General features: G+C 71.6%; 22 protein-coding genes. 19 read left to right on the top strand and 3 right to left on the bottom strand.

The features are described 5' to 3' along the window. Positions 1–155: 155 nt before the first annotated feature. Positions 156–2,693 carry a RelA/SpoT family protein gene (locus ACFWEE_RS20395; protein WP_386890890.1) on the top strand — a complete coding sequence of 846 codons (2,538 nt, stop codon included), beginning with the start codon at positions 156–158 and terminating at the stop codon, positions 2,691–2,693. Between the two features lie 83 nt (positions 2,694–2,776). Here the strand turns inward: ACFWEE_RS20395 and ACFWEE_RS20390 are convergent, their stop codons facing one another. Together ACFWEE_RS20390 and ACFWEE_RS20385 are read right to left on the bottom strand one after the other, a co-directional pair. Then, complete coding sequence (locus ACFWEE_RS20390) at positions 2,777–4,006, bottom strand: DUF349 domain-containing protein (protein ID WP_386890888.1); 1,230 nt, start codon at positions 4,004–4,006, stop codon at positions 2,777–2,779. Positions 4,007–4,273: 267 nt separating this feature from the next. After that, positions 4,274–5,065 (bottom strand): peptidylprolyl isomerase, encoded by a 792-nt coding sequence (locus ACFWEE_RS20385; protein WP_386890886.1) that lies wholly within the window; start codon positions 5,063–5,065, stop codon positions 4,274–4,276. A 219-nt stretch (positions 5,066–5,284) separates the two neighbouring features. On the opposite strand from ACFWEE_RS20385, the gene ACFWEE_RS20380 reads away from it, so the two are divergent. The 5 genes from ACFWEE_RS20380 (at position 5,285) to rpsD (ending at position 10,640) form a co-directional block, all read left to right on the top strand. Further along, a complete protein-coding gene (locus tag ACFWEE_RS20380; protein WP_386890884.1) occupies positions 5,285–5,971 on the top strand; it encodes an MBL fold metallo-hydrolase in 687 nt (228 codons plus the stop codon). A 14-nt stretch (positions 5,972–5,985) separates the two neighbouring features. Continuing rightward, complete coding sequence (hisS, locus tag ACFWEE_RS20375; protein ID WP_386890882.1) at positions 5,986–7,248, top strand: histidine--tRNA ligase; 1,263 nt, start codon at positions 5,986–5,988, stop codon at positions 7,246–7,248. Between the two features lie 386 nt (positions 7,249–7,634). Continuing rightward, positions 7,635–8,270: a vitamin K epoxide reductase family protein gene (locus ACFWEE_RS20370; RefSeq protein WP_386890881.1), complete on the top strand. Its 636-nt coding sequence runs from the start codon at positions 7,635–7,637 to the stop codon at positions 8,268–8,270. An 84-nt stretch (positions 8,271–8,354) separates the two neighbouring features. Then, positions 8,355–9,722: a replication-associated recombination protein A gene (locus tag ACFWEE_RS20365; RefSeq protein ID WP_386890879.1), complete on the top strand. Its 1,368-nt coding sequence runs from the start codon at positions 8,355–8,357 to the stop codon at positions 9,720–9,722. A 303-nt stretch (positions 9,723–10,025) separates the two neighbouring features. Then, a complete protein-coding gene (gene rpsD / locus ACFWEE_RS20360) occupies positions 10,026–10,640 on the top strand; it encodes a 30S ribosomal protein S4 (RefSeq protein WP_003970343.1) in 615 nt (204 codons plus the stop codon). Between the two features lie 19 nt (positions 10,641–10,659). On the opposite strand, the gene ACFWEE_RS20355 is transcribed toward rpsD, so the two are convergent. Continuing rightward, positions 10,660–12,876, bottom strand: coding sequence for an ATP-binding protein (locus ACFWEE_RS20355; protein WP_386890877.1), 2,217 nt, complete (start codon positions 12,874–12,876; stop codon positions 10,660–10,662). 235 nt (positions 12,877–13,111) lie between these two features. Between ACFWEE_RS20355 and ACFWEE_RS20350 the strand changes: the two genes are divergently transcribed. The 13 genes from ACFWEE_RS20350 (at position 13,112) to nusB (ending at position 26,620) form a co-directional block, all read left to right on the top strand. Further along, the gene (locus tag ACFWEE_RS20350) at positions 13,112–13,558 is read left to right on the top strand and encodes a DUF948 domain-containing protein (protein WP_386891003.1); all 447 of its coding nucleotides are present in this window, start codon (positions 13,112–13,114) and stop codon (positions 13,556–13,558) included. A gap of 8 nt (positions 13,559–13,566) precedes the next feature. Further along, positions 13,567–13,923 carry a DUF6167 family protein gene (locus ACFWEE_RS20345; RefSeq protein ID WP_386890875.1) on the top strand — a complete coding sequence of 119 codons (357 nt, stop codon included), beginning with the start codon at positions 13,567–13,569 and terminating at the stop codon, positions 13,921–13,923. Beyond that, entirely contained in the window at positions 13,923–16,592 is a 2,670-nt protein-coding gene (alaS, locus tag ACFWEE_RS20340; RefSeq protein WP_386890873.1) for an alanine--tRNA ligase, read from the top strand. The genes ACFWEE_RS20345 and alaS overlap by 1 nt, the downstream gene beginning before the upstream one ends. A 17-nt stretch (positions 16,593–16,609) precedes the next feature. Next, positions 16,610–17,074 carry a Holliday junction resolvase RuvX gene (ruvX, locus tag ACFWEE_RS20335; protein WP_386891002.1) on the top strand — a complete coding sequence of 155 codons (465 nt, stop codon included), beginning with the start codon at positions 16,610–16,612 and terminating at the stop codon, positions 17,072–17,074. A gap of 97 nt (positions 17,075–17,171) precedes the next feature. Then, positions 17,172–19,088 carry an endolytic transglycosylase MltG gene (mltG, locus tag ACFWEE_RS20330; protein WP_386890871.1) on the top strand — a complete coding sequence of 639 codons (1,917 nt, stop codon included), beginning with the start codon at positions 17,172–17,174 and terminating at the stop codon, positions 19,086–19,088. Next, complete coding sequence (locus ACFWEE_RS20325) at positions 19,088–19,915, top strand: shikimate dehydrogenase (RefSeq protein WP_386891000.1); 828 nt, start codon at positions 19,088–19,090, stop codon at positions 19,913–19,915. Before mltG ends, ACFWEE_RS20325 begins: the two co-directional genes overlap by 1 nt. A 190-nt stretch (positions 19,916–20,105) precedes the next feature. Then, positions 20,106–21,290 carry a chorismate synthase gene (aroC, locus tag ACFWEE_RS20320; RefSeq protein WP_386890869.1) on the top strand — a complete coding sequence of 395 codons (1,185 nt, stop codon included), beginning with the start codon at positions 20,106–20,108 and terminating at the stop codon, positions 21,288–21,290. After that, positions 21,287–22,924 (top strand): 3-dehydroquinate synthase, encoded by a 1,638-nt coding sequence (gene aroB, locus ACFWEE_RS20315; protein WP_386890868.1) that lies wholly within the window; start codon positions 21,287–21,289, stop codon positions 22,922–22,924. The genes aroC and aroB overlap by 4 nt, the downstream gene beginning before the upstream one ends. Then, complete coding sequence (gene aroQ, locus ACFWEE_RS20310) at positions 22,921–23,361, top strand: type II 3-dehydroquinate dehydratase (protein ID WP_327174695.1); 441 nt, start codon at positions 22,921–22,923, stop codon at positions 23,359–23,361. The genes aroB and aroQ overlap by 4 nt, the downstream gene beginning before the upstream one ends. Positions 23,362–23,553: 192 nt before the next feature. Then, on the top strand, positions 23,554–24,390 hold the full coding sequence (locus ACFWEE_RS20305) for a Pro-rich N-terminal domain-containing protein (protein ID WP_386890865.1): 837 nt from the start codon (positions 23,554–23,556) through the stop codon (positions 24,388–24,390). A 72-nt stretch (positions 24,391–24,462) separates the two neighbouring features. Beyond that, on the top strand, positions 24,463–25,569 hold the full coding sequence (locus tag ACFWEE_RS20300; protein WP_386890863.1) for a M24 family metallopeptidase: 1,107 nt from the start codon (positions 24,463–24,465) through the stop codon (positions 25,567–25,569). Positions 25,570–25,619: 50 nt separating this feature from the next. Then, positions 25,620–26,186, top strand: a complete 567-nt coding sequence (gene efp / locus ACFWEE_RS20295; protein WP_386890861.1) for an elongation factor P — start codon at positions 25,620–25,622, stop codon at positions 26,184–26,186. Between the two features lie 2 nt (positions 26,187–26,188). Then, on the top strand, positions 26,189–26,620 hold the full coding sequence (nusB, locus tag ACFWEE_RS20290) for a transcription antitermination factor NusB (RefSeq protein WP_327174692.1): 432 nt from the start codon (positions 26,189–26,191) through the stop codon (positions 26,618–26,620). Positions 26,621–26,841: the final 221 nt, after the last annotated feature.

Genomic DNA, 26,841 nt, shown 5'->3' with positions numbered 1-26,841 from the left:
CCCTCCGAACGGTTGGTACGACCACGCGCGGGCATCCGGGGAACAACCGGGTGCCCGCGCGCGTTGTCAGGGCTTCCACGGTCCCCGGACGAGGAGCCACCGGTGGCTCGATACCATGGCCTTCCGGGTAGTCCGGATACGCACGAGGAGTGCCCTTGCCAGACGAGGCCAACGCAGCCGGAGCGCCGCAGCCGGAGAAGCCCGCGGCAGGGTCAGCCGCGCCCTCTCCCACGGGCGGGGCTCCCACGGGACCCGGGACGCCGCCCACCGCACCGGACCCCACCGGGCCCGAGAAACGGCCCGCTCCCGCCCTTCCGGCGCCGCCCGCCTCGAAGAACCCGGCCAGGCCCGTGAAGCCGGCCACCCCGGCGGGCCAGCCCGGCCGCACCGGCGGCTCCTCCAACCGGGTACGCGCCCGCCTCGCCCGACTGGGCGTACAGCGCTCCAGCCCGTACAACCCGGTCCTGGAACCGCTGCTGCGCACCGTGCGGCAGAACGACCCCAAGATCGAGACGGCCACGCTCCGGCAGATCGAGCGGGCCTACCAGGTCGCCGAGCGCTGGCACCGGGGGCAGAAGCGCAAGAGCGGCGACCCCTACATCACGCACCCGCTCGCGGTCACCACGATCCTCGCCGAGCTGGGCATGGATCCGGCCACCCTGATGGCGGGGCTGCTGCACGACACCGTCGAGGACACCGAGTACGGCCTGGACACCCTGCGCCGCGACTTCGGCGACCAGGTCGCGCTGCTCGTCGACGGCGTGACCAAGCTGGACAAGGTGAAGTTCGGCGAGGCCGCCCAGGCCGAGACCGTCCGCAAGATGGTCGTCGCGATGGCCAAGGACCCCCGGGTCCTCGTCATCAAGCTCGCCGACCGGCTGCACAACATGCGCACCATGCGGTACCTCAAGCGGGAGAAGCAGGAGAAGAAGGCCCGCGAGACGCTGGAGATCTACGCTCCGCTCGCCCACCGCCTGGGCATGAACACCATCAAGTGGGAGCTGGAGGACCTCGCCTTCGCGATCCTCTACCCCAAGATGTACGACGAGATCGTCCGCCTCGTCGCCGAGCGCGCGCCCAAGCGCGACGAGTACCTCGCCATAGTGACCGACGAGGTCCAGTCCGACCTGCGGGCCGCGCGCATCAAGGCCACCGTCACCGGCCGGCCGAAGCACTACTACAGCGTCTACCAGAAGATGATCGTGCGAGGCCGCGACTTCGCCGAGATCTACGACCTGGTGGGCATCCGCGTCCTCGTGGACACCGTCCGCGACTGCTACGCGGCGCTCGGCACCGTGCACGCGCGATGGAACCCGGTCCCCGGCCGGTTCAAGGACTACATCGCGATGCCCAAGTTCAACATGTACCAGTCGCTGCACACCACGGTCATCGGCCCCAGCGGCAAGCCCGTCGAGCTCCAGATCCGCACGTTCGACATGCACCGCCGCGCCGAGTACGGCATCGCCGCGCACTGGAAGTACAAGCAGGAGGCCGTGGCCGGGGCCTCCAAGGTCCGCACCGACGTGCCCAAGAGCACCAGCGGCGGACGCAGCCAGGACACCGTCAACGACATGGCGTGGCTGCGCCAGCTCCTGGACTGGCAGAAGGAGACGGAGGACCCCAGCGAGTTCCTGGAGTCGCTCCGCTTCGACCTCTCGCGCAATGAGGTCTTCGTCTTCACGCCCAAGGGCGACGTGATAGCGCTGCCGGCCGGCGCGACACCGGTGGACTTCGCCTTCGCCGTCCACACCGAGGTCGGCTACCGCACGATAGGAGCGCGCGTCAACGGGCGGCTCGTCCCGCTCGAATCGACGCTCGACAACGGCGACCTGGTGGAGATCTTCACCTCCAAGGCGGCCGGCGCCGGGCCCTCCCGGGACTGGCTCGGCTTCGTCAAGTCGCCCCGGGCCAGGAACAAGATCCGCGCCTGGTTCTCCAAGGAGCGCCGCGACGAGGCCATCGAGCAGGGCAAGGACGCCATCGCCCGCGCGATGCGCAAGCAGAACCTGCCGATCCAGCGCATCCTGACCGGCGACTCCCTGGTCACCCTCGCCCACGAGATGCGCTACCCCGACATCTCGTCGCTGTACGCGGCGATCGGCGAGGGCCATGTCACCGCCGCCGGTGTCGTGCAGAAGCTGGTGCAGGCCCTCGGCGGCGAGGACGCCGCCAACGAGGACCTCGCCGAGAGCGCGCCGCCCTCGCGCGGCCGGAGCAAGCGCCGGGCGAGCAACGACCCCGGAGTCGTCGTCAAGGGCGTCGACGACGTCTGGGTCAAGCTGGCCCGCTGCTGCACCCCCGTGCCCGGCGACCCCATCATCGGGTTCGTCACCCGGGGCAGCGGCGTCTCGGTGCACCGCGCGGACTGCGTCAACGTCGACTCGCTGTCGCAGCAGCCCGAGCGGATCCTCGACGTCGAGTGGGCGCCGACCCAGTCCTCCGTCTTCCTGGTCGCCATCCAGGTCGAGGCGCTGGACCGCTCGCGACTCCTCTCGGACGTCACCCGCGTCCTGTCCGACCAGCACGTCAACATCCTGTCGGCGGCCGTGCAGACCTCCCGCGACCGGGTGGCCACCTCCCGGTTCACCTTCGAGATGGGCGACCCGAAGCACCTGGGCCACGTCCTGAAGGCCGTACGCGGCGTGGAGGGCGTCTACGACGTCTACCGGGTCACCTCGGCCCGGCGGCCGTAAGCCCGCGAAGCGGGGACGAAGAAGGGGCTCCCGTACGCACGACGCGTACGGGAGCCCCTTCTCGATGCCTGCCGGCCGGACCGTCAGCCGCCGAACTCCTCCAGGCCCTTCAGCGCCTGGTCGAGCAGCGCCTGACGGCCTTCGAGCTCACGGGCGAGCTTGTCGGCACGGGCGTTGTTGCCCGAGGCGCGAGCGGTGTCGATCTGACCGCGCAGCTTGTCCACGGCGGCCTGGAGCTGACCGGTCAGCCCTGCGGCACGCGCACGCGCCTCCGGGTTGGTCCGGCGCCACTCCGACTCCTCGGCCTCCTGCAGCGCCCGCTCCACGGCGTGCACCCGGCCCTCGACCTTCGGCCGGGCGTCACGCGGTACGTGGCCGATGGCCTCCCACCGCTCGTTGATGGACCGGAAGGCCGCACGGGCCGCCTTGAGGTCCGTCACCGGCACCAGCTTCTCGGCCTCGGCGGCGAGCTCCTCCTTGAGCTTGAGGTTCTCGCCCTGCTCCGCGTCCCGCTCGGCGAAGGTCGCGCTCCGCGCGGCGAAGAAGATGTCCTGGGCGCCGCGGAAGCGGCTCCACAGCTCGTCCTCGGCCTCGCGCTGGGCGCGGCCCGCCGCCTTCCACTCCGTCATCAGGTCGCGGTACCGGGCCGCGGTGTCGCCCCAGTCCGTCGACCCGGAGAGCGATTCGGCCTCGGCGGCCAGCTTCTCCTTGACCTTGCGGGCCTCCTCGCGCTGGGCGTCCAGCGAGGCGAAGTGGGCCTTGCGGCGCTTGGAGAACGCGGACCGGGCGTGCGAGAAGCGGTGCCACAGCTCGTCGTCCGACTTGCGGTCGAGCCTCGGCAGGCCCTTCCACGTGTCGACGAGAGCCCGCAGCCGCTCACCTGCGGAACGCCACTGCTCGCTCTGCGCCAGCTCCTCGGCCTCGGCGACCAGCTTCTCCTTGGCCTGCTTGGCCTCGTCGGTCTGCTTCGCCTTCTGGACCTTGCGCTCCTCGCGGCGCGAGTCGACCGTCGCGACGAGCGCGTCCAGCCGGGTGCGCAGCGCGGCGAGGTCACCCACGGCGTGGTGCTCGTCGACCTGCGTCCGCAGATGGTCGATCGCCGCCGTCGCGTCCTTGGACGACAGGTCGGTGGTCTTCACCCGCTTTTCGAGGAGGCCGATCTCGACCACCAAGCCCTCGTACTTGCGCTCGAAATAGGCCAGCGCCTCCTCGGGCGTACCGGCCTGCCACGATCCGACGACCTGCTCGCCCTCGGAAGTACGCACGTACACGGTGCCCGTCTCGTCGACACGGCCCCACGGGTCGCTGCTCACAGCGCCTCCTCCACCTGATACCTGCGAGGGGGTGGGCCCCCCGGGCATCGTCCACAGTTTCCTGGGGCGGGCAGCGCCCGCCCTGCACCACGCCAATCTAGGCGACCGGCGGCCCGGCTGTCCGCACTCAGCGCGGCTGGATTTCTCCGTTCCGGGCCGGTCGGGGCCCTTGCGGGCGTTCGAACCGGGCATTCGCGGCAACTCCGGCAAAACGGAGCCCCGGCCACCGGGTCGACCGGCCGCCGGGGCTCCGCGGAGCGGGGTGGCTCACTCCTTCTCGACGGTCACCTTCGACACGTTCACGGCCTTCTTCGGCGCACCGTCGGTGGCACCGCCGTCGACGCCTGCCTTGGCGATCTCCTGGACGGCCTTCAGCGAGGCGGCGTCCATCGTGCCGAACGGGGTGTACGTCGGAGGCAGCTTGGAGTCCTTGTACACGAGGAAGTACTGGCTGCCGCCGGTGTGCTCCTGGCCCGTGTTGGCCATGGCGACCGTGCCCGCCGGGAACGTCACCGTGCCGTCGGCGCCCGCCTTGCCGAGGGCGGTGAGGTTCTCGTCCGGGATGGTGTAACCGGGACCGCCGGTGCCGTCGCCGTTGGGGTCGCCGCACTGGAGGACGAAGATGCCTTCCGTCACGAGGCGGTGGCACTTCGTACCGTCGAAGAACTTCTTGTCGGCGAGGTACTTGAACGAGTTCGTCGTGTGCGGGGTCTTCGACGCGTCCATGGTGAACTTCAGGTCGCCCTGGTCGGTCTTGACGTCCATGGAGTACGTGGCCGTCTTGTCGATCGTGACCTCGGGCTCGGGCTCCGCGCTCTCGCTGGCGGTCGGCGACGGAGACGCGGACGCGCTCGCGGCGGCCTGGGCCTTCTTGTCGCTGTCGTCGTCGTTCCCCACGGTCACGTACGTGACCACGCCTATGACGACAACCACGGCAACCGCGGAGGAGATGATCGCGGTGAGCCGCCGCGTGCGCCGGCGCGCTTCCTCCCGCCGCTGCTGCTGCCGCTCGTACTTCTCCCGGGCGAGCTGCCGCCGCCGCTGATCGCTGCTGACCACCGGATGGTCTCCTTGTACGTTCGTATGTGTGGGGCCTGGGCTGCCCGTACCGTATATGGGTTAGCTGTGGAATGAGGAGCGCCGGTAGGCTCTGATCTGCCGCGCAGGCTGTCGCGGCCCCATTTCCACCGGACTGACCGCCGGACGGACGCCGGACCGGACCGCCGGCGCGTGCCGGACCGAGGGCCGGACCGACGCAGGACCGAACGAAGGACGATCGTGCTCATTGCCGGGTTTCCCGCCGGGGCCTGGGGGACCAACTGCTATCTGGTCGCCCCCGCCGCAGGCGAGGAGTGCGTGATCATCGACCCGGGCCACCAGGCCACCCAGGGAGTCGAGGACGCGCTCCGGAAGCATCGGCTCAAGCCCGTCGCGGTCGTGCTCACCCACGGACACATCGACCACGTCGCCTCGGTCGTCCCGCTCTGCGGCTCCCACGACGTGCCCGCCTGGATCCACCCCCGGGACCGCTACATGATGAGCGACCCGGAGAAGGCCCTCGGCCGCTCCATCGGCATGCCGCTCATGGGCGAGCTGACCGTGGGCGAGCCGGACGACGTGAAGGAACTCACCGACGGCGCGCGTCTGGAGCTGGCCGGAATGGAGTTCGGCGTCGCGCACGCACCCGGCCATACGAAGGGGTCGGTGACGTTCAGGATGCCCGAGACCGGCGACGTACCGCCGGTCCTCTTCTCGGGCGACCTGCTCTTCGCCGGCTCCGTCGGACGCACCGACCTGCCCGGCGGCGACCACGCCGAGCTGCTCGAGTCGCTGGCCCGCGTGTGCCTGCCGCTCGACGACTCGACCGTGGTGCTGTCCGGCCACGGCCCCCAGACCACCATCGGCCGCGAGCGCGCCACCAACCCGTTCCTGAACGGGCTGGACGCGCCGCGCCGCGGAATGTGACGAGAGTAAAAACCGTGAGTACTTTCCAGGCCCCCAAGGGCACCTACGACCTCATCCCGCCGGACTCCGCGAAGTTCCTGGCGGTCCGTGAGGCCATCTCCGCCCCGCTGCGCAGCTCCGGCTACGGCTACATCGAGACCCCGGGCTTCGAGGACGTGAACCTCTTCGCCCGCGGCGTCGGCGAGTCCACCGACATCGTCACCAAGGAGATGTACACCCTCACCACCAAGGGCGGCGACGAGCTCGCGCTGCGCCCGGAGGGCACCGCCTCCGTGCTGCGCGCCGCGCTGGAGGCCAACCTCCACAAGGCCGGGAACCTGCCGGTCAAGCTCTGGTACTCCGGCTCGTACTACCGCTACGAGCGTCCGCAGAAGGGCCGCTACCGGCACTTCTCACAGGTCGGTGCCGAGGCCATCGGCGCCGAGGACCCGGTGCTCGACGCCGAGCTGATCATCCTGGCCGACCAGGCCTACCGCTCGCTGGGGCTGACCGGATTCCGCATCCTGCTGAACTCGCTCGGCGACAAGGAGTGCCGCCCGGTCTACCGCGAGGCGCTCCAGGGCTTCCTGCGCGATCTCGACCTCGACGAGGAGACCCGCCGCCGCATCGAGATCAACCCGCTGCGGGTGCTCGACGACAAGCGGCCCGACGTGCAGAAGCAGCTCGGCGGCGCCCCGAAGCTCGGCGACTACCTCTGCGACGCCTGCAAGGCGTACCACGAGGAGGTGCGCGGTCTGCTGACCGCCGCCGGGGTCGCGTACGAGGACGACGAGAAGCTCGTCCGCGGCCTCGACTACTACACCCGCACCACCTTCGAGTTCGTCCACGACGGTCTGGGCTCGCAGTCGGCGGTGGGCGGCGGCGGCCGGTACGACGGTCTCTCCGAGATGATCGGCGGCCCAGCGCTGCCGTCCGTCGGCTGGGCGCTCGGCGTTGACCGCACCGTGCTGGCGCTGGAGGCCGAGGGCATCGAGCTGGACATCCCCGCCGCCACCAGCGTGTACGCGGTGCCGCTGGGCGAGGAGGCCCGCCGGGTGCTCTTCGGCGTGGTGACCGCGCTGCGCAAGGAGGGCATCGCCGCCGACTTCGCGTTCGGCGGCCGGGGGCTCAAGGGCGCGATGAAGAGCGCCAACCGCTCGGGGGCGCGGTACACGATCGTCGCCGGTGAGCGCGACCTCGCCGAGGGCCTGGTCCAGCTCAAGGACATGGAGTCGGGCGAACAGACGGCGGTGCCGCTGGACGGGATCACCGACGCGGTGCGCACGCGCCTCGCCTGAGCGGCGCGGCGGTACGCACACGGGAGGGGCGGCACGGTCGGACGTCCGGGCAGCCCCTCTTCCGTACCTCCGGGCCGGCCGCCCCTCCTCCACACCTCCGGGCCGGCCGGCCTGCCACCCCTCCTCCGCACCGCCCCGCGGTCAACCTCGCGTTCCGCGCGTCATTCGCCAGGGCGATACCGGTGCGCGTACGCGGTGGCGGCGGGTGACGTTTCGATCCGTCCCGCAGGGCGCGTCGCGCCACGCCAGAGCCGTGCACCCCACCCGTCCCCGGAGGAAAGGACGCCCGTCCGTCGCACGTCCTTATGCGGATCGAACGGTAGACCCGAACGGTGGTACGGCAGAATGACCGTGCCCGGTCGGACACTCAGCGATGGAACGGCGATATGACGACTGCAGCGGTAGATCACCACTCCTCGACCCAGGCCCGGAGCGGCGGTGGAAGGACCATCGGGAGCGGTCGCGCCCTCGCGCTGCTGCTGGTGATCACGGGGGCGGCCGGACTGCTGGCCGCCTGGGTCATCACCATCGACAAGTTCAAGCTCCTGGAAGACCCCAGCTTCACCCCGGGCTGCAGCCTCAACCCGGTGGTCGCCTGCGGCAACGTGATGAAGAGCGAGCAGGCGTCCGCCTTCGGCTTCCCGAACCCGATGATCGGACTCGTCGCCTACTCCGTGGTGATCGGCATCGGCATGGCGCTGCTCGCCGGAGCCCGGTTCCGCTCCTGGTACTGGCTCGGCCTCAACGCCGGCTGCCTCTTCGGCGTCGGCTTCTGCACCTGGCTCCAGTACCAGTCGCTGTACAACATCAACTCGCTCTGCCTCTGGTGCTGCCTGGCCTGGGTCGCCACGATCACCATGTTCTGCTACGTCACCATCCACAACGTGAAGCACCGCATCCTGCCCGCGCCGTCCTGGCTGCGGAATGCCCTGGTCGAGTTCCACTGGGCGCCCCCGGTGCTCTGGATCGGCATCATCGGCATGCTGATCCTGACCCGCTGGTGGGACTTCTGGACCAGCTGACCGGCCCCGCGCACCGCAGGCCGCCGTCCGGGCCCGGACGGCGGCCCCGACGCCCTGTCGGTGCGGTGGCTTAGGCTTCCTGACGTGGAGCCCGATCTTTTTACCGCAGCAGCCGAAGAACGCCAGGAGAAGGACCCGTCGAGCAGCCCCCTCGCTGTCCGGATGCGCCCCCGGGTCCTGGACGAGGTGGTCGGCCAGCAGCACCTGCTGAAGCAGGGCTCCCCGCTGCGCAGGCTCGTCGGCGAGGGCAGCGGCGGCCCGGCCGGCCCGTCCTCGGTGATCCTCTGGGGCCCGCCCGGCACCGGCAAGACCACCCTCGCGTACGTGGTCAGCAAGGCCACCAACAAGCGCTTCGTCGAACTCTCGGCGATCACCGCCGGCGTCAAGGAGGTCCGGGCCGTCATCGACGGCGCCCGCCGGGCCACCGGCGGCTTCGGCAAGGAGACCGTCCTCTTCCTCGACGAGATCCACCGCTTCTCCAAGGCCCAGCAGGACTCCCTGCTCCCCGCCGTCGAGAACCGCTGGGTCACCCTCATCGCCGCGACCACCGAGAACCCCTACTTCTCCGTCATCTCGCCGCTGCTGTCGCGCTCGTTGCTGCTCACCCTGGAGCCGCTCACCGACGACGACCTGCGCGCCCTGCTGCACCGCGCGCTCTCCGAGGAACGCGGACTCGGCGGCGCGCTGACCCTCACCGGGGACGCGGAAGCCCACCTGCTGCGCATCGCGGGCGGTGACGCCCGCCGCGCGCTCACCGCGCTGGAGGCCGCCGCCGGGGCCGCCCTGGCGAAGCACGAGCCGGAGATCACCCTCTCCACGGTCGAGGAGACGGTCGACCGGGCCGCCGTGAAGTACGACCGGGACGGCGACCAGCACTACGACGTGGCGAGCGCGCTGATCAAGTCGATCCGCGGCTCGGACGTGGACGCGGCGCTGCACTATCTGGCGCGCATGATCGAGGCGGGGGAGGACCCCCGGTTCATCGCCCGCCGACTGATGATCTCGGCCAGCGAGGACATCGGGCTGGCCGACCCGACCGCCCTGCCCACGGCCGTGGCCGCCGCCCAGGCGGTCGCCCTGATCGGCTTCCCCGAGGCGGCCCTCACCCTCAGCCACGCCACCATCGCGCTCGCCCTCGCCCCGAAGTCGAACGCCGCCACCCTGGCGATCATGGCCGCCCGGGAGGACGTCCGGAAGGGACTGGCCGGCCCGGTCCCGGCCCATCTGCGCGACGGCCACTACGCGGGAGCCGTCAAGCTGGGGCACGCCCAGGGGTACGTCTACCCGCACGACGTCCCCGGCGCCATCGCGGCCCAGGAGTACGCCCCCGAGGCGGTGCGGGGCCGCCAGTACTACACCCCCACCCGGTACGGCGCCGAGGCGCGGTACGCCGACGTGGCCGACCGGGTGCGCGAGCGCCTCGGCCGCACGGGCGGCGGCGACGCCGGCTGACCCGGGGAGCGTCGTCGACGTGCCGTACCGGAACAGGTCACACCCGCCCCCGGTACGAGCAGCTCCGAGGAGCAGGTAGTCTGTAGACGAGTTCGTGTGCGTTCGGGTTGCTGACGGCAGCCCGACGGTCTTCAAGCCCGCTGGGACGCGGCTGACCACGATCAGATCGGCCTTCCGTCGCTTACGGCACCCTCGTGCGTGCCGTCGCTGCTTCGTGACGTCCGTGATGTGTCGTGGTGTTCCCAGGGTGAGAAGCGCGATCTCCCCACTGAGGTAAACCCCTACAACGGAGGTCTGGAGAACGTGCCTAACCAGTCGCGTCCCAAGGTCAAGAAGTCGCGTGCCCTCGGCATCGCTCTGACGCCCAAGGCTGTCAAGTACTTCGAAGCGCGTCCGTACCCGCCGGGCGAGCACGGCCGTGGCCGCAAGCAGAACTCGGACTACAAGGTCCGTCTGCTGGAGAAGCAGCGCCTGCGTGCGCAGTACGACATCAGCGAGCGCCAGATGGCGCGCGCCTACGACCGCGCCAAGAAGGCCGAAGGCAAGACCGGCGAGGCGCTCGTCGTCGAGCTGGAGCGCCGCCTCGACGCCCTGGTCCTGCGTTCGGGCATCGCCCGCACCATCTACCAGGCCCGTCAGATGGTCGTTCACGGCCACATCGAGGTCAACGGTGGCAAGGTCGACAAGCCGTCGTTCCGCGTGCGCCCCGACGACATCGTCCAGGTCCGCGAGCGCAGCCGCTCCAAGGTCCCCTTCCAGGTGGCCCGCGAGGGTGGTTACGACACCGACGGTGAGACCCCGCGCTACCTCCAGGTGAACCTGAAGGCCCTGGCCTTCCGCCTGGACCGGGACCCGAACCGCAAGGAAATCCCGGTCATCTGCGACGAGCAGCTCGTCGTCGAGTACTACGCCCGCTGATCCAGGCGCAGCGCTCGCATCAGAGCTCGGGCCCGCCCCTCTCGGTCATCCGGGAGGCGGCGGGCCTTCGCGTTTCCCCGGGCGCCGGGACCTTCGCCGGAGGGCAGCCCTCCGGAGGCGGGGACCCCTCCGCGGGACCCGGGTGCCCGCCGGCCAGCGCGCGCCGGACCGCGTCGTCGAAGTCCAGCAGCGCCCCGGCCCGCACGGCGGTGTCGTAGGCGTCGTCCCCCAGCTCCCGGCGGGCCCGTCCGGCGCACTCCGCGCGCGGAGCGCCGTAGTGGGCCGAGCCGAAGACCGGCACCCCCACCGACGGCCAGATCGACGACGCGGCCCCCTGGAGCACGGCGGCCTCCGTCGCGTCGCCCTCCAGGACGGTCAGCAGCGCCAGCAGCTCCAGGCAGATGGCGGCGCCCAGCAGATCGTGGAACCGGTGGCCGGTGGCCAGCGCCTCCAGGACCATCCGGCGGCCCTGCTCGCGGCGGTCCCGCCTCAGTGCCACGTAGGCCAGGACGTAGAGGGCGTAGGCACGGACCCACCGCTCCCCGTGGTCCTCGCAGATCTCCGCCACTTCGCGGCAGTTGGCGGCGGCGTCCTCCAGGTCCCCCTGGAACACCCGCGCCATGCCCAGCTCCACCTGGGCCATCAGGACGTTGCTGTTCAGCTCGCCCACCTCCCGGTAGCGCCCCAGCGCGTCCCGCAGCAGCTCCTCCGCGCGCACCAGGTCGTCGGTGACCAGGGCCAGGCAACCCGTCCGGTGCACCGCGTACGCGGCAGCCGCCTCGTCCCCGGACTGCTCCGCCCCGTCCCGGCAGGCCTGGAGCGCGGAGACCGCGCCGATCGCGTCGCCCTGGAGCACCGCCACGTACCCGAGCACCCACTGCGCCTTCAGCCGCGCCGGATCGTGGCCGGCCTCCTCGTCGAGCACGTGCTCCAGCCAGTACCGGCCCTCGGCCAGCCGCCCGCAGCCGACCCAGAAGTACCAGAGGGTCCCCGCCAGGTACTGCGCGAGGTGGACCTCCTCCGACGACTCCAGCGAGCACTCCATCGCCCGGCGCAGGTTGGGGAGTTCGCACGCGATACGGGCCGCCACCACCTCCTGCCGGGGCGAGAACCAGTCCAGCTCGCACCAGGTCGCGAGCCCGAGGAACCAGTCCCGGTGCCGCCGTCGCAGGCGTTCCGCGTCCCCGGTGGCCGACAGCCACTGCGCCCCGTACTCGCGGATCGTGTCCAGCATCCGGTAGCGGGTTCCGGCGGGGGAGTCCTCGCGCACCACCACCGACTGGGCGAGGAGCGCGTCCAGCACGTCCAGCACGGTGTCGGCGGGCAGCTCCGGGCCGCCGCAGATGTACTCCGCGGCCTCCAGGTCGAACTGCCCGGCGAAGACCGAGAGGCGCGCCCAGAGCAGCCGCTCCGCGGGCGCGCACAGCTCGTGGCTCCAGCCGATCGCCGTCCGCAGGGTCTGGTGGCGCGGCGGGGCGCTCCGGCTGCCGCCCGTCAGCAGCCGGAACCGGTCGTCCAGCCGCTGGAGGATCTGCTCCGGCGCGAGCGCCCGCATCCGCCCGGCGGCGAGCTCCAGGGCGAGCGGAATCCCGTCGAGGCGCCGGCACAGCTCCCGTACGGTCTCCCGGACCGCCCCGGTGAGCGCGAAGCCGGGCCGGACGGCCTCGGCGCGGGCGGTGAACAGTTCCCATCCGTCCTCGTCGCCCATCGGCGCGAGCGGGTGCAGCACCTCGCCGTCCACCCGCAGCGGGAGGCGGCCCGAGGCCAGTACCCGCAGGCGCGGCGCCCGGCGCAGCAGTTCCTGGACCAGGTCCGCGCAGGCCTCGACGTGCTGCTCGTACCCGTCGAGGACGAGCAGCACCTCACGGTCGGCGAGATGGTCCAGCAGGATCGCCCGGGGCGGCCTGAGGGTGTGGTCGGTCAGCCCCAGCGCGTCGACCACCGCGTGCTCCAGCAGGTCGGGGTCGCCCAGGCCGGAGAGCTCGGCGAGCCCGACCCCGTGGCAGTACCGTTTCTCCACGAGTGCGGCGACGCGCACCGCACACCGGGTCTTCCCGACGCCGGCCACACCGACCACGGTGACCAGCCGGGATTCCTCCAGCAGGGAGCCGAGAGCGGCGAGATCGTCGTGGCGTCCGACGAAGGGGTTCAGCTCCGCGGGCAGCCCGCCGCGGCGGGGGGAGTGCCCGGAGCCCTGATCGTCGGGTTCGGGGGACCGGCCCTGAAGGCGTCGCATGAAACACGCAGAGTACTGGCTCGGAAGCGCTGCGTACAAACTTCTTCCCGGAACCCCTTCACGGCCACCGGTAATGCGGTACGGGGCGCGACGCCCGGCGCGATAGGCTCGTGGGCACGACGACTGGCCGGGTGACGGGTTCGCGCCCGGGCGCCGCGGCCGGTCGGAGCGGTGACAGGCCCCGCCGTCGGGGCGAGCGACAAGCAGGGAGCGGTGCACAGTGACCGGTGGAGAGGTGGCCGGGATCCTGGTGGCCGTCTTCTGGGCGATCCTGGTCTCGTTCCTCGCCGTGGTGCTGGTGAGGCTGGCCCAGACGCTCAGGGCGACCACCAAGCTCGTGGCGGACGTGACCGAGCAGGCCGTGCCGCTGCTCGCCGACGCCTCCGCGACCGTACGCTCCGCACAGACCCAGCTGGACAAGGTCGACGCCATCGCGTCGGACGTCCAGGAGGTCACCTCCAACGCCTCCGCCCTCTCCACCACCGTCGCGTCGACCTTCGGCGGCCCTCTGGTGAAGGTCGCGGCCTTCGGCTACGGCGTCCGCCGGGCCCTCGGCCGCCGGACCGCGGCGGAGCCCGCGCGTGAGGGCGTGGCCGCCCGCCGTACCGTGGTCGCCGGACGAACCGTGCCGTCCGCCCGCACGAAGCGGAGCGGGCGCAGCTCCCGCGGACAGAAGGACTGAAACCAGCGATGTTCCGCCGAACCTTCTGGTTCACCGCCGGCGCAGCCGCCGGCGTGTGGGCCACCACCAAGGTGAACCGCAAGATCAAGCAGCTCAGCCCCGAGAGCCTCGCGGCGCAGGCCGCGGACAAGGCGATCGAGACCGGTCACCGGCTCAAGGACTTCGCCCTCGACGTGCGCGAGGGCATGGTCCGGCGCGAGGCCGAACTCGGCGGAGCGCTGGGCCTGGACGCACCGGTCGACCCGGAGCTCCCCGTACGGCGCCACCGCGCCGTCCGAGCGGCCTCACCCGCGCACCGCGCGGACGAGGCCCCCCTGTACCGCACCCTCCCCTACAACTCGAACAACCGGAATGAGGACCACTGATGGAGTCGGCCGAAATTCGCCGTCGCTGGCTGAGCTACTTCGAGGAGCGCGGCCACACCGTCGTCCCTTCGGCGTCGCTCATCGCGGACGACCCGACTCTGCTGCTGGTCAACGCGGGCATGGTGCCCTTCAAGCCGTACTTCCTCGGTGAGGCCAAGCCGCCCGCCCCCCGCGCCACCAGCGTGCAGAAGTGCGTCCGCACCCCGGACATCGAAGAGGTCGGCAAGACCACCCGCCACGGCACGTTCTTCCAGATGTGCGGCAACTTCTCCTTCGGCGACTACTTCAAGGAAGGCGCCATCAAGCACGCCTGGGAGCTGCTCACCAGCTCCGTGGCGGACGGCGGCTACGGCCTGGAGCCGGAGAAGCTCTGGATCACCGTCTACCTCGACGACGACGAGGCCGAGACGATCTGGCGCGACGTGATCGGCGTGCCCTCCGAGCGCATCCAGCGCCTCGGCAAGAAGGACAACTTCTGGTCCATGGGCGTCCCCGGCCCCTGCGGCCCCTGCTCCGAGATCAACTACGACCGCGGCCCCGAGTTCGGCGTCGAGGGCGGCCCGGCCGTCAACGACGAGCGCTACGTGGAGATCTGGAACCTGGTCTTCATGCAGTACGAGCGCGGCGCCGGCGACGGCAAGGAGGACTTCCCGATCCTCGGGGACCTGCCATCCAAGAACATCGACACCGGTCTCGGCCTCGAACGCCTCGCGATGATCCTGCAGGGCGTGCAGAACATGTACGAGACCGACACCCTGCGCGTCGTCATGGACAAGGCCACCGAGCTCACCGGCGTCCGCTACGGCGCCGCGCACACCACGGACGTCTCCATGCGCGTGGTCGCCGACCACATGCGCACCTCCGTCATGCTCATCGGTGACGGCGTCACCCCGGGCAACGAGGGCCGCGGCTACGTGCTGCGCCGCATCATGCGCCGCGCCATCCGCAACATGCGCCTCATGGGCGCCTCCGGTGCCGTCGTGCGGGACCTGATCGACGTCGTCATCGACACGATGGGGCAGCAGTACCCGGAGCTCATCACTGACCGCAAGCGCATCGAGACGGTCGCGCTCGCCGAGGAGACCGCCTTCCTGAAGGCCCTCAAGGGCGGCACCAACATCCTGGAGACCGCCGTCACCGAGACCAAGGCCGCGGGCGGCCAGGTCCTCGCCGGCGACAAGGCGTTCCTGCTTCACGACACCTGGGGCTTCCCGATCGACCTGACCCTGGAGATGGCGGCCGAGCAGGGCCTGGCCGTCGACGAGGACGGCTTCCGCCGCCTCATGCAGGAGCAGCGCGACAAGGCCAAGGCCGACGCCCGCGCCAAGAAGACCGGCCACGCCGACCTCTCCGCCTACCGCGAGGTCGCCGACACCGCCGGTGCCACGGAGTTCACCGGCTACACCACCACCATGGGCGAGTCGACCGTCGTCGGCCTCCTCGTCAACGGTGTGCCCTCGCCCGCCGCGACCGAGGGCGACGAGGTGGAGGTCGTCCTCGACCGCACCCCGTTCTACGCCGAGGGCGGCGGCCAGCTCGCCGACACCGGCCGCATCCGCCTCGACAGCGGTGCCGTCGTGGAGGTCCGCGACGTCCAGAAGCCGGTCCCCGGTGTCAGCGTGCACAAGGGCGTCGTCCAGGTCGGCGAGGTGACCGTGGGCTCGTCCGCGTACGCCACGATCGACGTGACGCGCCGCCGGGCCATCGCCCGCGCCCACTCCGCCACCCACCTCACCCACCAGGCGCTGCGCGACGCGCTCGGCCCGACGGCCGCCCAGGCCGGTTCGGAGAACTCCCCGGGCCGCTTCCGCTTCGACTTCGGTTCGCCCGCCGCCGTTCCCGGCACGGTGCTCGTCGACGTCGAGCAGAAGATCAACGAGGTCCTCTCCCGGGAGCTCGACGTCCAGGCCGAGGTCATGTCGATCGACGAGGCCAAGAAGCAGGGCGCCATCGCCGAGTTCGGCGAGAAGTACGGCGAGCGGGTCCGGGTCGTCACCATCGGCGACTTCTCCAAGGAGCTGTGCGGCGGCACGCACGTCCACAACACCTCCCAGCTGGGCCTGGTGAAGCTGCTCGGCGAGTCCTCCATCGGTTCCGGGGTGCGCCGCATCGAGGCCCTGGTGGGCGTGGACGCGTACAACTTCCTCGCCAAGGAGCACACGGTCGTCGCCCAGCTCCAGGAGCTGGTCAAGGGCCGCTCCGAGGAGCTGCCGGAGAAGATCTCCGCCATGCTCGGCAAGCTGAAGGACGCCGAGAAGGAGATCGAGAAGTTCCGCGCGGAGAAGGTCCTCCAGGCCGCCGCCGGGCTGGTCGACTCCGCCAAGGACGTACGCGGGGTGGCCCTGGTCACCGGCCAGGTGCCGGACGGCACCTCCGCCGACGACCTGCGCAAGCTGGTGCTCGACGTGCGTGGACGCATCCAGGGCGGCCGGGCCGCCGTGGTGGCCCTCTTCACCACCGCCAACGGACGCCCGCTGACGGTCATCGCCACCAACGAGGCCGCCCGCGAGCGCGGTCTCAAGGCCGGCGACCTGGTGCGCACGGCTGCCAAGACCCTCGGCGGCGGTGGCGGCGGCAAGCCGGACGTCGCCCAGGGCGGCGGCCAGAACCCCGAGGCCATCGGTGACGCCGTCGCCGCGGTCGAGCGCCTGGTCACCGAGACCGCATGACCGAGGAGAGTGCCCCGATGCGTCGCGGACGCAGGCTCGCGATCGACGTCGGGGACGCCCGGATCGGGGTCGCCTCGTGCGACCCCGACGGCATCCTGGCGACGCCGGTGGAGACCGTGCCGGGACGTGACGTCCCGGCCGCCCACCGGCGGCTCGGCCAGATCGTCGAGGAGTACGAGCCGATCGAGGTCGTCATCGGCCTCCCCCGGTCCCTGGGCGGCGGTGAGGGTCCCGCCGCGGCGAAGATCCGGGCCTTCGCCCAGGTGTTCGCCCGCGCGGTCCACCCGCTGCCGGTGCGCCTGGTGGACGAGCGGATGAGCACGGTGACGGCGAGCCAGGGGCTGCGCGCCTCGGGCGTCCGGTCCAAGAAGGGGCGGTCCGTCATCGACCAGGCCGCCGCCGTGGTGATCCTGCAGAATGCCCTGGAGTCCGAACGGGCGTCAGGGCAGGCGCCGGGCGAGGGCGTCGAAGTGGAGCCGTGATCGCGATACGGTAACGTTCCGCGCGATGCTGCGGTGTTCGACAGCCCGCACGGCAAGCGAAGAGACGGAAAGCGCGTCTCGCGGCTCTAGGGGATCGATGACTGAGTATGGCCGGGGCGCAGGCCCCGAACCGTGGCATCCCGAGGATCCCCTCCAGGGGGACCAGAACTGGGCGGCCCAGGAAGCGTCACAGGGCCAGAACTCCTACGGCGGTCATCCGCAGGACCCCTACGCCCCGCAGCATCAACAGCAGTACCCCCAGGATCCGTACGCCCAGCACCAGCAGGGCTACGGCAACCCTCAGGACCCGTACGCCCAGCAGCAGGCATACCCGCAGCAGGGTTACGGCAATCCCCAGGATCCCTACGGGCATCAACAGCATCAGCAGCACCAACAGCAGCAGCCCTACCAGCAGCAACAACAGCCCCAAGGCGGCGGCTACGGGCAGCAGCAGTCCTACGAACAGCAGCAGTCCTACGAACAGCAGCAGCCGTACGGGCAGCAGCAGCCCTACGACCCCCAGCAGCCCGGCTACGACCAGGGCTGGGACACCGGTGGGCAGCCCGCCATGCCGTACGGGGCCCAGCCCCACGACCCGTACGGCTACCCGGCCGAGAGCTACGGCACCCCCGGCGATCAGTACGCCACCGCGGAGGCCTTTCCGCCGCCGCAGCCGCCGGGCCGTCGCACGGCGCCGGAACCCGAGCCCCAGCCGCAGACGGACTGGGACCCGGACGAACCGGTGGAGGAGACGCACCCCTTCTTCACCGGCGCCGACACGGCGGAGGAGCGCAAGGGCCGCGGTGGCCGCGGCAAGAACGCCTCCGACGAGACGGACCGGGACTCCGACCCGGACGACGACGCGGACTCCGCGTACGACGACGACCCGCGCTCCGGCCGGCGCGGCGGCCGGCCGAAGGGCAAGAAGAAGAGCCGCAACGGCTGCGCCTGCCTGGTCGTGTCGCTGGTCCTCGTCGGCGGCCTCGGCGGGGTGTCCTACTACGGATACTCCTACTGGAAGCAGCAGTTCGGCGCCCCCGAGGACTACGAGGGGATGGGGACCGGCCCGCAGGTCCAGGTCGAGATCCCGAAGAACGCGCTCGGCTACGACATCGCCAACAAGCTGAAGAAGCAGGGCGTCATCAAGTCCGTCGACGCCTTCGTCTCCGCCCAGAACTCGAACCCCAAGGGCAACTCGATCCAGGCGGGCGTCTACCTCCTCAACAAGCAGATGTCGGCGGCCAACGCGGTCAAGATGATGCTCGACCCGAAGAGCCAGAACACGATGGTGATTCCCGAGGGCACCCGGAACACCACCATCTACGCGATGATCGACAAGCGGCTGGAGCTCAAGGAGGGCACCACCCAGAAGGTGGCCGAGGAGCAGTACAAGGACCTCGGGCTGCCGGAGTGGGCGGACGACGACCCGGACATCAAGGACCCGCTGGAGGGCTTCCTCTACCCGGCGGCCTATCCGGTCGCCAAGGGCTCCAAGCCCGAGGACGCCCTGAAGCGGATGGTCGAGCGCGCCGACGAGGAGTACAGCAAGGTCGACCTCGCCGGCTCGGCGAAGAAGCTCGGCCTCAAGGGCCCGCTCCAACTGATCACCGTCGCCAGCCTCGTCCAGAAGGAAGGCAAGTACAAGCACGACTTCGACAAGGTGGCACGGGTCGTCTACAACCGGCTGGAGCCCGACAACAGCGAGACGGTCGGCCGGCTGGAGTTCGACTCCACGGTCAACTACGTCGCCGGCGAGAGCACCCTCGACGTCGGCGGGGTGGACGAGCTCCGGAAGATCAAGGACCCGTACAACACGTACTACGTCAAGGGCCTTCCGCTCGGACCCATCAGCAACCCCGGCGCCGACGCCCTGCACTCGGCGATGAACCCGGCCCCCGGCCCCTGGTACTACTTCGTGTCGGTCAACGAGGACACCACGCTCTTCGCGGAGACCAACGAGGAGCAGAACCGCAACAGGGCCGCATACGAGGAAGAACGGAAGAAGAACCAGTGATTCCCCAGCCCCGCCGCGCCGCGGTCCTCGGCTCCCCGATCGCCCACTCGCTCTCCCCGGTCCTGCACCGGGCCGCGTACGCCGAACTCGGCCTCGACAGCTGGTCGTACGACCGCTTCGAGGTGGACGAGGCGGGGCTCGCCGACTTCGTGGAGAAGCTGGACGCGGGCTGGGCGGGGCTGTCGCTGACCATGCCGCTCAAGCGGGCCGTCATCCCGCTGCTGGACACCGTCAGCGAGGCCGCGGCCTCGGTCGAGGCCGTCAACACCGTCGTCCTCACCGAGGACGGCCGACGCCTCGGGGACAACACCGACATCCCGGGCATGGTCGCGGCGCTGCGGGAGCGGGGCGCCGGCACGGTGGAGTCCGCCGCCGTTCTCGGCGCGGGCGCGACCGCCTCCTCCGCCCTCGCGGCGCTCTCCCAGATCTGCACGGGGCCGGTCACCACCTACGTACGCAGCCGCGCACGCGCCGACGAGATGCGCGGCTGGGGCGAACGCCTCGGCGTGGACGTCGTCATCGCCGACTGGGCCGAGGCCGCTCGGGCCCTCGCCGCCCCGCTCGTCGTCGCGACCACCCCGGCCGGCACCACGGACGCCCTCGCCGCCGCCGTACCGGACGCTCCCGGCACCCTCTTCGACGTGCTGTACGACCCCTGGCCCACCGCCCTCGCAGCCGCCTGGGCGGACCGGGGCGGGGCCGTGGTCGGCGGCCTCGACCTGCTGGTGCACCAAGCGGTCCTCCAGGTCGAGCAGATGACGGGCCGCTCCCCGGCGCCGCTGGCCGCCATGCGGGCGGCGGGAGAGGCCGCGCTGGCGGCGCGCTGAGCACCGCCGTGGGCCCCTCGCCGAGCCCCGGAAATCGGCCCCGGGACGTGAGCGGACGGGCACGAAGCGTCCGTCTGCTGGACCGGGGGCCGGTCCACCTCCCCGGTCGTGGGAGGATCGGGGCGGCGGGCCAGGGCCGCGCACCCGGCCGTGCCGCTGCAGTTTTGCGCGCGAGCATCGAGGAGCACCGTTGAGCAGGTTGCGCTGGCTGACCGCAGGGGAGTCGCACGGCCCCGCACTCGTGGCGACGCTGGAGGGTCTTCCCGCCGGCGTCCCGGTCACCACGGAGATGGTGGCCGACGCCCTCGCCCGTCGGCGGCTCGGCTACGGGCGCGGTGCCCGGATGAAGTTCGAGCAGGACGAGGTCACCTTCCTCGGCGGGGTACGCCACGGCCTCACCATGGGGTCCCCGGTCGCCGTCATGGTCGGCAACACCGAGTGGCCCAAGTGGGAGCAGGTCATGTCCGCCGACCCGGTGGACGAGGAGGAGCTGGCCGCACTGGCCCGCAACGCCCCCCTGACGCGCCCCCGGCCCGGCCACGCCGACCTGGCGGGCATGCAGAAGTACGGATTCGACGAGGCCCGGCCGATCCTGGAGCGCGCCAGCGCCCGGGAGACCGCCGCCCGCGTGGCGCTCGGCGCCGTCGCCCGCTCCTACCTCAAGGAGACCGCGGGCATCGAGATCGTCAGCCACGTCGTCGAACTGGCCGCCGCCAAGGCGCCGTACGGCGTGCTGCCGACCCCGGCCGACGTGCCGGCGCTCGACGCCGACCCGGTCCGCTGCCTCGACGCCGACGCGTCGAAGGCGATGGTCGCCGAGATCGACCAGGCCCACAAGGACGGCGACACCCTCGGCGGCGTCGTCGAGGTGCTCGCGTACGGCGTGCCGGTCGGACTCGGCTCGCACGTGCACTGGGACCGTCGCCTCGACGCCCGGCTCGCCTCGGCCCTCATGGGCATCCAGGCGATCAAGGGCGTGGAGGTCGGCGACGGCTTCGACCTGGCACGGGTGCCCGGCTCCAAGGCCCACGACGAGATCCTGGTCACCGAGGACGGCATCAAGCGCGCCTCCGGGCGGGCCGGCGGCACCGAGGGCGGTCTGACCACCGGGGAGCTGCTGCGGGTCCGCGCCGCCATGAAGCCGATCGCGACCGTGCCGCGCGCGCTCGCCACCGTCGACGTGGTGACCGGCGAGCCCGCCAAGGCCCACCACCAGCGCTCCGACGTCTGCGCCGTGCCGGCCGCCGGCATCGTCGCCGAGGCCATGGTCGCCCTGGTGCTCGCCGACGCCGTCGCGGAGAAGTTCGGCGGGGACAGCGTCGCCGAGACGCGCCGGAACGTGCGGGGTTACCTCGACAACCTCCAGATCCGATGAGCGGGCCGCTGGTCGTCCTCGTCGGCCCCATGGGGGTCGGCAAGTCCACGATCGGTGAGCTGCTCTCCGAGCGGCTCGGAGCCCCGTACCGCGACACCGACGCCGACGTGGTGGCGACCGCGGGCAAGCCCATCTCGGAGATCTTCTTCGACGAGGGCGAGGAGCACTTCCGCGAACTGGAGCGCCACGCCGTGCGCGAGGCCGTGGCCGGGCATACCGGTGTCCTCGCGCTCGGCGGCGGCGCGGTGCTCGACGAGGGCACCCGCGCCCTGCTGGCGGGGCAGGCCGTCGTCTACCTCTCCATGGACGTGGAAGAGGCGGTCAAGCGCGTCGGCCTGGGCACCGCGCGGCCGTTGCTGGCCGTCAACCCGCGCCGGCAGTGGCGCGAGATGATGGAGCTCCGCCGCCACCTGTACGAAGAGGTGGCGCGGGTGACCGTCGCCACCGACGACCGCACCCCCGACGAGATCGCAAGCGAGATCGTCGACGCACTGGAACTGCCGGAACGCGACACCACGCCCGGCCGGGAGAAGACAGCGATGACCGAGCAGGCCCCCACCCGTATCCAGGTCGCCGGCACCGAGGGCAGCGCCCCGTACGAGGTGCTGGTCGGCCGGCAGCTCCTCGGCGAGCTGCCGAAGCTCATCGGCGACCGGGCCAAGCGCGTCGCCGTGCTGCACCCGGAGGCCCTCGCCGAGACCGGGGAGGCGGTCCGCGAGGACCTCGCCTCCCAGGGGTACGAGGCCATCGCGATCCAGCTGCCGAACGCCGAGGAGGCCAAGACCGTCGAGGTCGCGGCCTACTGCTGGAAGGCGCTGGGCCAGACCGGCTTCACCCGCAGCGACGTCATCGTCGGTGTCGGCGGCGGCGCCACCACCGACGTCGCCGGCTTCGTCGCGGCGAGCTGGCTGCGCGGCGTGCGCTGGATCGCCGTCCCCACCACCGTGCTCGGCATGGTGGACGCGGCGGTCGGCGGCAAGACGGGCATCAACACCGCCGAGGGCAAGAACCTCGTCGGCGCCTTCCACCCGCCGGCCGGCGTCCTCTGCGACCTGGCGGCCCTCGACTCGCTCCCGGTGCACGACTACGTCTCCGGGATGGCCGAGATCATCAAGGCCGGCTTCATCGCCGACCCGGTGATCCTCGACCTGGTCGAGGCGGACCCCGAGGGCGCCCGTACGCCCGCCGGGCCGCACACCGCCGAGCTGATCGAGCGCTCCATCCGGGTCAAGGCCGAGGTCGTCTCCAGCGACCTCAAGGAGTCCGGACTCCGCGAGATCCTCAACTACGGCCACACGCTGGGCCACGCGATCGAGAAGAACGAGCGTTACAAGTGGCGCCACGGCGCCGCCGTCTCGATCGGCCTGGTCTTCGCCGCCGAGCTGGGCCGGCTCGCCGGACGGCTCGACGACGCCACCGCCGACCGGCACCGCACCGTCCTCGCGTCGGTCGGCCTGCCGCTCACCTACCGCGGTGACCAGTGGCCGCGCCTGCTGGAGAACATGAAGCTCGACAAGAAGTCCCGCGGCGACCTGCTGCGCTTCATCGTGCTCGACGCGCTCGGCAAGCCCACCGTCCTGGAGGGCCCGGACCCGGCCGTCCTGCTCGCCGCCTACGGAGAGGTCTCCGCGTGACCCGCAGCGTCTACGTGCTGAACGGCCCGAACCTCGGCCGTCTGGGCTCCCGCGAGCCCGACGTCTACGGGGCCACCTCCTACGCCGGTCTCGTCGAGACCTGCCAGGCGCTCGGCAAGGAGCTCGGCTTCGACGTCGAGGTCCGCGAGACCAACGACGAGGGGGAGCTGATCCGCTGGCTCCACGAGGCGGCGGACGGCTCGGTCCCGGTCGTCCTCAACCCGGGCGCGTTCACCCACTACTCGTACGGCATGCGGGACGCGATCTCCCAGCGCACCGCTCCCCTCATCGAGGTGCACATCTCGAACCCGTACGCGCGTGAGGAGTTCCGGCACACCTCCGTGGTCGCGCCGGTCGCCACCGGCACCATCGCCGGATTCGGCATCGGCTCCTACCGGCTCGCGCTGCGCGCGCTCGCCGACGAACTGACGGACTGACCCGGCGTCACCGTCGGGCGTGTTCCGGTCGTCCCCGCCCGTCCGGGCGGACGGCGCTCCTTCGGAACACGCCCCGGTGCCCCCTCGCGGGCACTCGGCACCGCTCCGGGCCGTTCACCCAGTGAAGGCCCGGGGCGGTACGGTAGCCGTCCGACCAGCGCCAGTTGACCGCACGAGACGGAGTGGCACCGGATGCAGCACGCAGTGGGGGCTCCGTTGCCGCCTCCCCACCGGCCCGGACACGGCCCCGTCGGCGGCCCGCACCACGCCCCGCACCTCGGCGGCCCCGGCACGCCGCCCCCGATACCCCCGGCACCTCCCGCGCCCCCGGCACCCCTGGCCCAGGGATGGCCCGCGCCCGGCCCCGACCAGCAGCCCGCGCCCCCCGCGCGCGAGGTCACCGGCCACTTCCGGCTCCCGCCGGGCGGCCTCGTGCCGCTGCCCGCGCAGCCCGTCGAACCCGGCACCGGCGCCGCCACCCTCGCCGTTCTCCTGATCGGCCCCGCGGGCGCCGGGAAGACCACCGTCGCCAAGCTCTGGGCCGCCCGCCGCCGGGTGCCCACCGCCCACGTCTCGCTGGACGACGTACGCGAATGGGTGCGCTCCGGGTTCGCCGACCCGCAGGCCGGCTGGAACGACCAGTCCGAGGCCCAGTACCGGCTGGCCCGCCGCACCTGCGGCTTCGCCGCCCGCAACTTCCTCGCCAACGGCATCTCCTGCATCCTCGACGACGCCGTCTTCCCCGACCGGCCCGTCATCGGCCTCGGAGGCTGGAAGCGCCACGTCGGCCCCGGCCTGCTCCCGGTGGTCCTCCTGCCCGGCCTGGAAGTCGTCCTGGAGCGCAACGCCGCCCGCACCGGCAACCGCCGCCTCTCCGACGAGGAGGTCGCCCGCATCCACGGCCGCATGGCCGGGTGGTACGGCTCCGGGCTGCCGATCATCGACAACTCGACGTACGACGTCGAGACCACCGCCCGCGTCCTGGACGACGTCCTCGCCCGCGCACTGGCGAGCCCGCCCACCTGGTAGACGGTCTTCCGGCCGTCCCCGGTCGGACAGCGCTGACGGGCGGGGCGGCGTCCGCGCTCGTACGCTCGGGGCATGTCAGAGGTGTACGCCGTCCGCCGCGGGCTGGTCCGCGACCGGTGCGCCGCCGCCGGATCGGCCGCCGCCCTGGTCTCCCGCCCCGCCAACGTCCGCTATCTCGCCGGCGGGGCGCCTCCGGGCGCCGTCCTGCTGCTCGGCACCGGTGAGGACGTCCTGCTCTGCCCCCGCGCCCCGGCCGCCGACCCGGCCCGCGGGCGCCCGGACGAGTCGCTGCGGGTGTCGGTGCTGGGGAGCGGGGGCGGGGACGCGGCGATCGCCGCCGCTTCCCTGGCCGCCGAGCACGGGACGGAGCGCCTCGCCGTGGAGGAGCACGACCTGACGGTGGCCCGCCACCGGGCCATGGCCGCCGCCGCCCCCAGGCTGCGTCTCGGCGACCTCGGGACCACCGTGGAGCAGCTGCGGGTGGTCAAGGACGAGGAGGAGATCGCCTGCCTGCGCATCGCGGCGGAGATCACCGACCAGGCGCTGGGGGAGCTCCTCGAATCGATCCTCGTCGGCCGTACCGAACGCCACCTCGCCCTGGAGCTGGAACGCCGGCTGGTCGACCACGGCGCCGAGGGCCCCGCCTTCGCCACCTCCGTGGCCACCGGGCCCAACTCGGGCCAGGGGCGTCACCGGCCCACCGACCGCAGGGTCGAGGAAGGCGATTTCCTCAGCGTCTGCCTCGGCGCGAGCTACCGCGGCTACCGCTGCGAGATCGCCCGCACCTTCGTCATCGGTACCGCCCCGGCGGAGTGGCAGATCGAGCTGTACGACCTCGTTTTCGCCGCTCAGCGCGGTGGCCGGGAGGCCCTGCTGCCGGACGCCACCTACCGCGAAGTCGACCACGCGGCCCGTCATCCGCTGGACTCCGCGGGGCACGGCGAGGGGCTTTCGCCGCGTACCGGGCACGGGGTGGGACTCGAAATCGACGAGGACCCGCAGCTGGCACCGACAGCCATGGGTAAACTGGACGCTTGCGTGCCGGTCACCGTCGGACCGGGGGTCCACCTCCCGGGCCGGGGCGGTGTCCGGATCGATGACACGCTCGTCGTGCGCCCCGAGGCGGACGGCGGACCCGAGCTACTCACCATTACGACCAAGGAGCTGCTCGCGCTCTAGCGCGCGTTCTTGGCCGTCCACCAGCTTTCAGTCCAGGAGATTCCGCAACCGTGGCTTCCACGAACGACCTCAAGAACGGCCTGGTGCTCAAGCTCGACGGAGGCCAGCTCTGGTCCGTCGTCGAGTTCCAGCACGTCAAGCCCGGCAAGGGCCCGGCCTTCGTGCGCACCAAGCTCAAGAACGTGCTCTCCGGCAAGGTCGTCGACAAGACGTTCAACGCCGGCGTGAAGGTCGAAACGGCCACCATCGACCGCCGGGACATGCAGTTCTCGTACATGGACGGCGAGTACTTCGTGTTCATGGACATGAGCACGTACGACCAGCTGATGGTCGACCGCAAGTCCGTCGGCGACGCCGCCAACTTCCTCATCGAGGGCTTCACCGCCTCGGTCGCGCAGCACGAGGGCGAGGTGCTCTACGTGGAGCTGCCCGCCGCCGTCGAGCTGACCATCCAGCACACCGACCCGGGCGTCCAGGGCGACCGCTCCACCGGTGGCACCAAGCCCGCCACGCTGGAGACCGGTTACGAGATCGGCGTGCCGCTCTTCATCACCACCGGCGAGAAGATCAAGGTCGACACCCGTACGGGCGACTACCTCGGCCGGGTGAACAGCTAACCGTGGCTGCCCGGAACAAGGCCCGCAAGCGCGCCTTCCAGATCCTCTTCGAGGCCGACCAGCGCGGCGAGTCCGTGCAGACGGTCCTCGCGGACTGGGTCCGGCACTCGCGGACCGACGACCGTCAGCCCCCGGTCGGCGAGTTCACGATGGAACTCGTCGAGGGGTACGCGCGGTACGCGAACCGGATCGACGACCTCATCGTCACGTACGCCGTGGACTGGGAGATCGACCGCATGCCGGTCGTCGACCGCAGCATCCTCCGGCTCGGCGCGTACGAGCTGATCTGGATGGACGAGACGCCGGACGCCGTCGTCATCGACGAGGCGGTCCAGCTCGCCAAGGAGTTCTCCACGGACGACTCCCCGTCCTTCGTGAACGGCATGCTGGCCCGTTTCAAGGACCTCAAGCCGAACCTGCGTCGCGAGCAGTAGCTCCGAGGCGCCGAGCTTCAGCCGACGAAGGCCCGCGGTCCACCCGACCGCGGGCCTTCGGCACGACCGGGACCGGCGGACCCCACGCCCCGGGGGGCCCGGGAGGCGGCCCCGGGACGCGTGAGGGGCCGATGGGGCCGGGGTGGGGCCGGGAGGGGCTTGGGTGGGGCCGGTGGGGCCGGAAACGACGACGGGCCGGCGGGAGAGACCCTGTCAGGTCC

Origin of the sequence: Streptomyces sp. NPDC060184 (assembly GCF_042728795.1) — a bacterium.
Classification (GTDB): domain Bacteria; phylum Actinomycetota; class Actinomycetes; order Streptomycetales; family Streptomycetaceae; genus Streptomyces.
Note: the sequence above shows the minus strand (reverse complement) of the source record. Positions and strands in the feature narration are given on the sequence as shown.

Bases quoted from the DNA above. Each gene is read 5' to 3' on its own strand.
- ACFWEE_RS20300 (WP_386890863.1), top strand. From the start codon at position 24,463: ATGTCAGAGGTGTACGCCGTCCGCCGCGGGCTGGTCCGCGACCGGTGC.
- ruvX (WP_386891002.1), top strand. From the start codon at position 16,610: ATGCGTCGCGGACGCAGGCTCGCGATCGACGTCGGGGACGCCCGGATC.
- ACFWEE_RS20305 (WP_386890865.1), top strand. From the start codon at position 23,554: ATGCAGCACGCAGTGGGGGCTCCGTTGCCGCCTCCCCACCGGCCCGGA.
- ACFWEE_RS20345 (WP_386890875.1), top strand. From the start codon at position 13,567: ATGTTCCGCCGAACCTTCTGGTTCACCGCCGGCGCAGCCGCCGGCGTG.
- ACFWEE_RS20355 (WP_386890877.1), bottom strand. From the start codon at position 12,876: ATGCGACGCCTTCAGGGCCGGTCCCCCGAACCCGACGATCAGGGCTCC.
- aroB (WP_386890868.1), top strand. From the start codon at position 21,287: ATGAGCGGGCCGCTGGTCGTCCTCGTCGGCCCCATGGGGGTCGGCAAG.
- ACFWEE_RS20370 (WP_386890881.1), top strand. From the start codon at position 7,635: ATGACGACTGCAGCGGTAGATCACCACTCCTCGACCCAGGCCCGGAGC.
- alaS (WP_386890873.1), top strand. From the start codon at position 13,923: ATGGAGTCGGCCGAAATTCGCCGTCGCTGGCTGAGCTACTTCGAGGAG.
- mltG (WP_386890871.1), top strand. From the start codon at position 17,172: ATGACTGAGTATGGCCGGGGCGCAGGCCCCGAACCGTGGCATCCCGAG.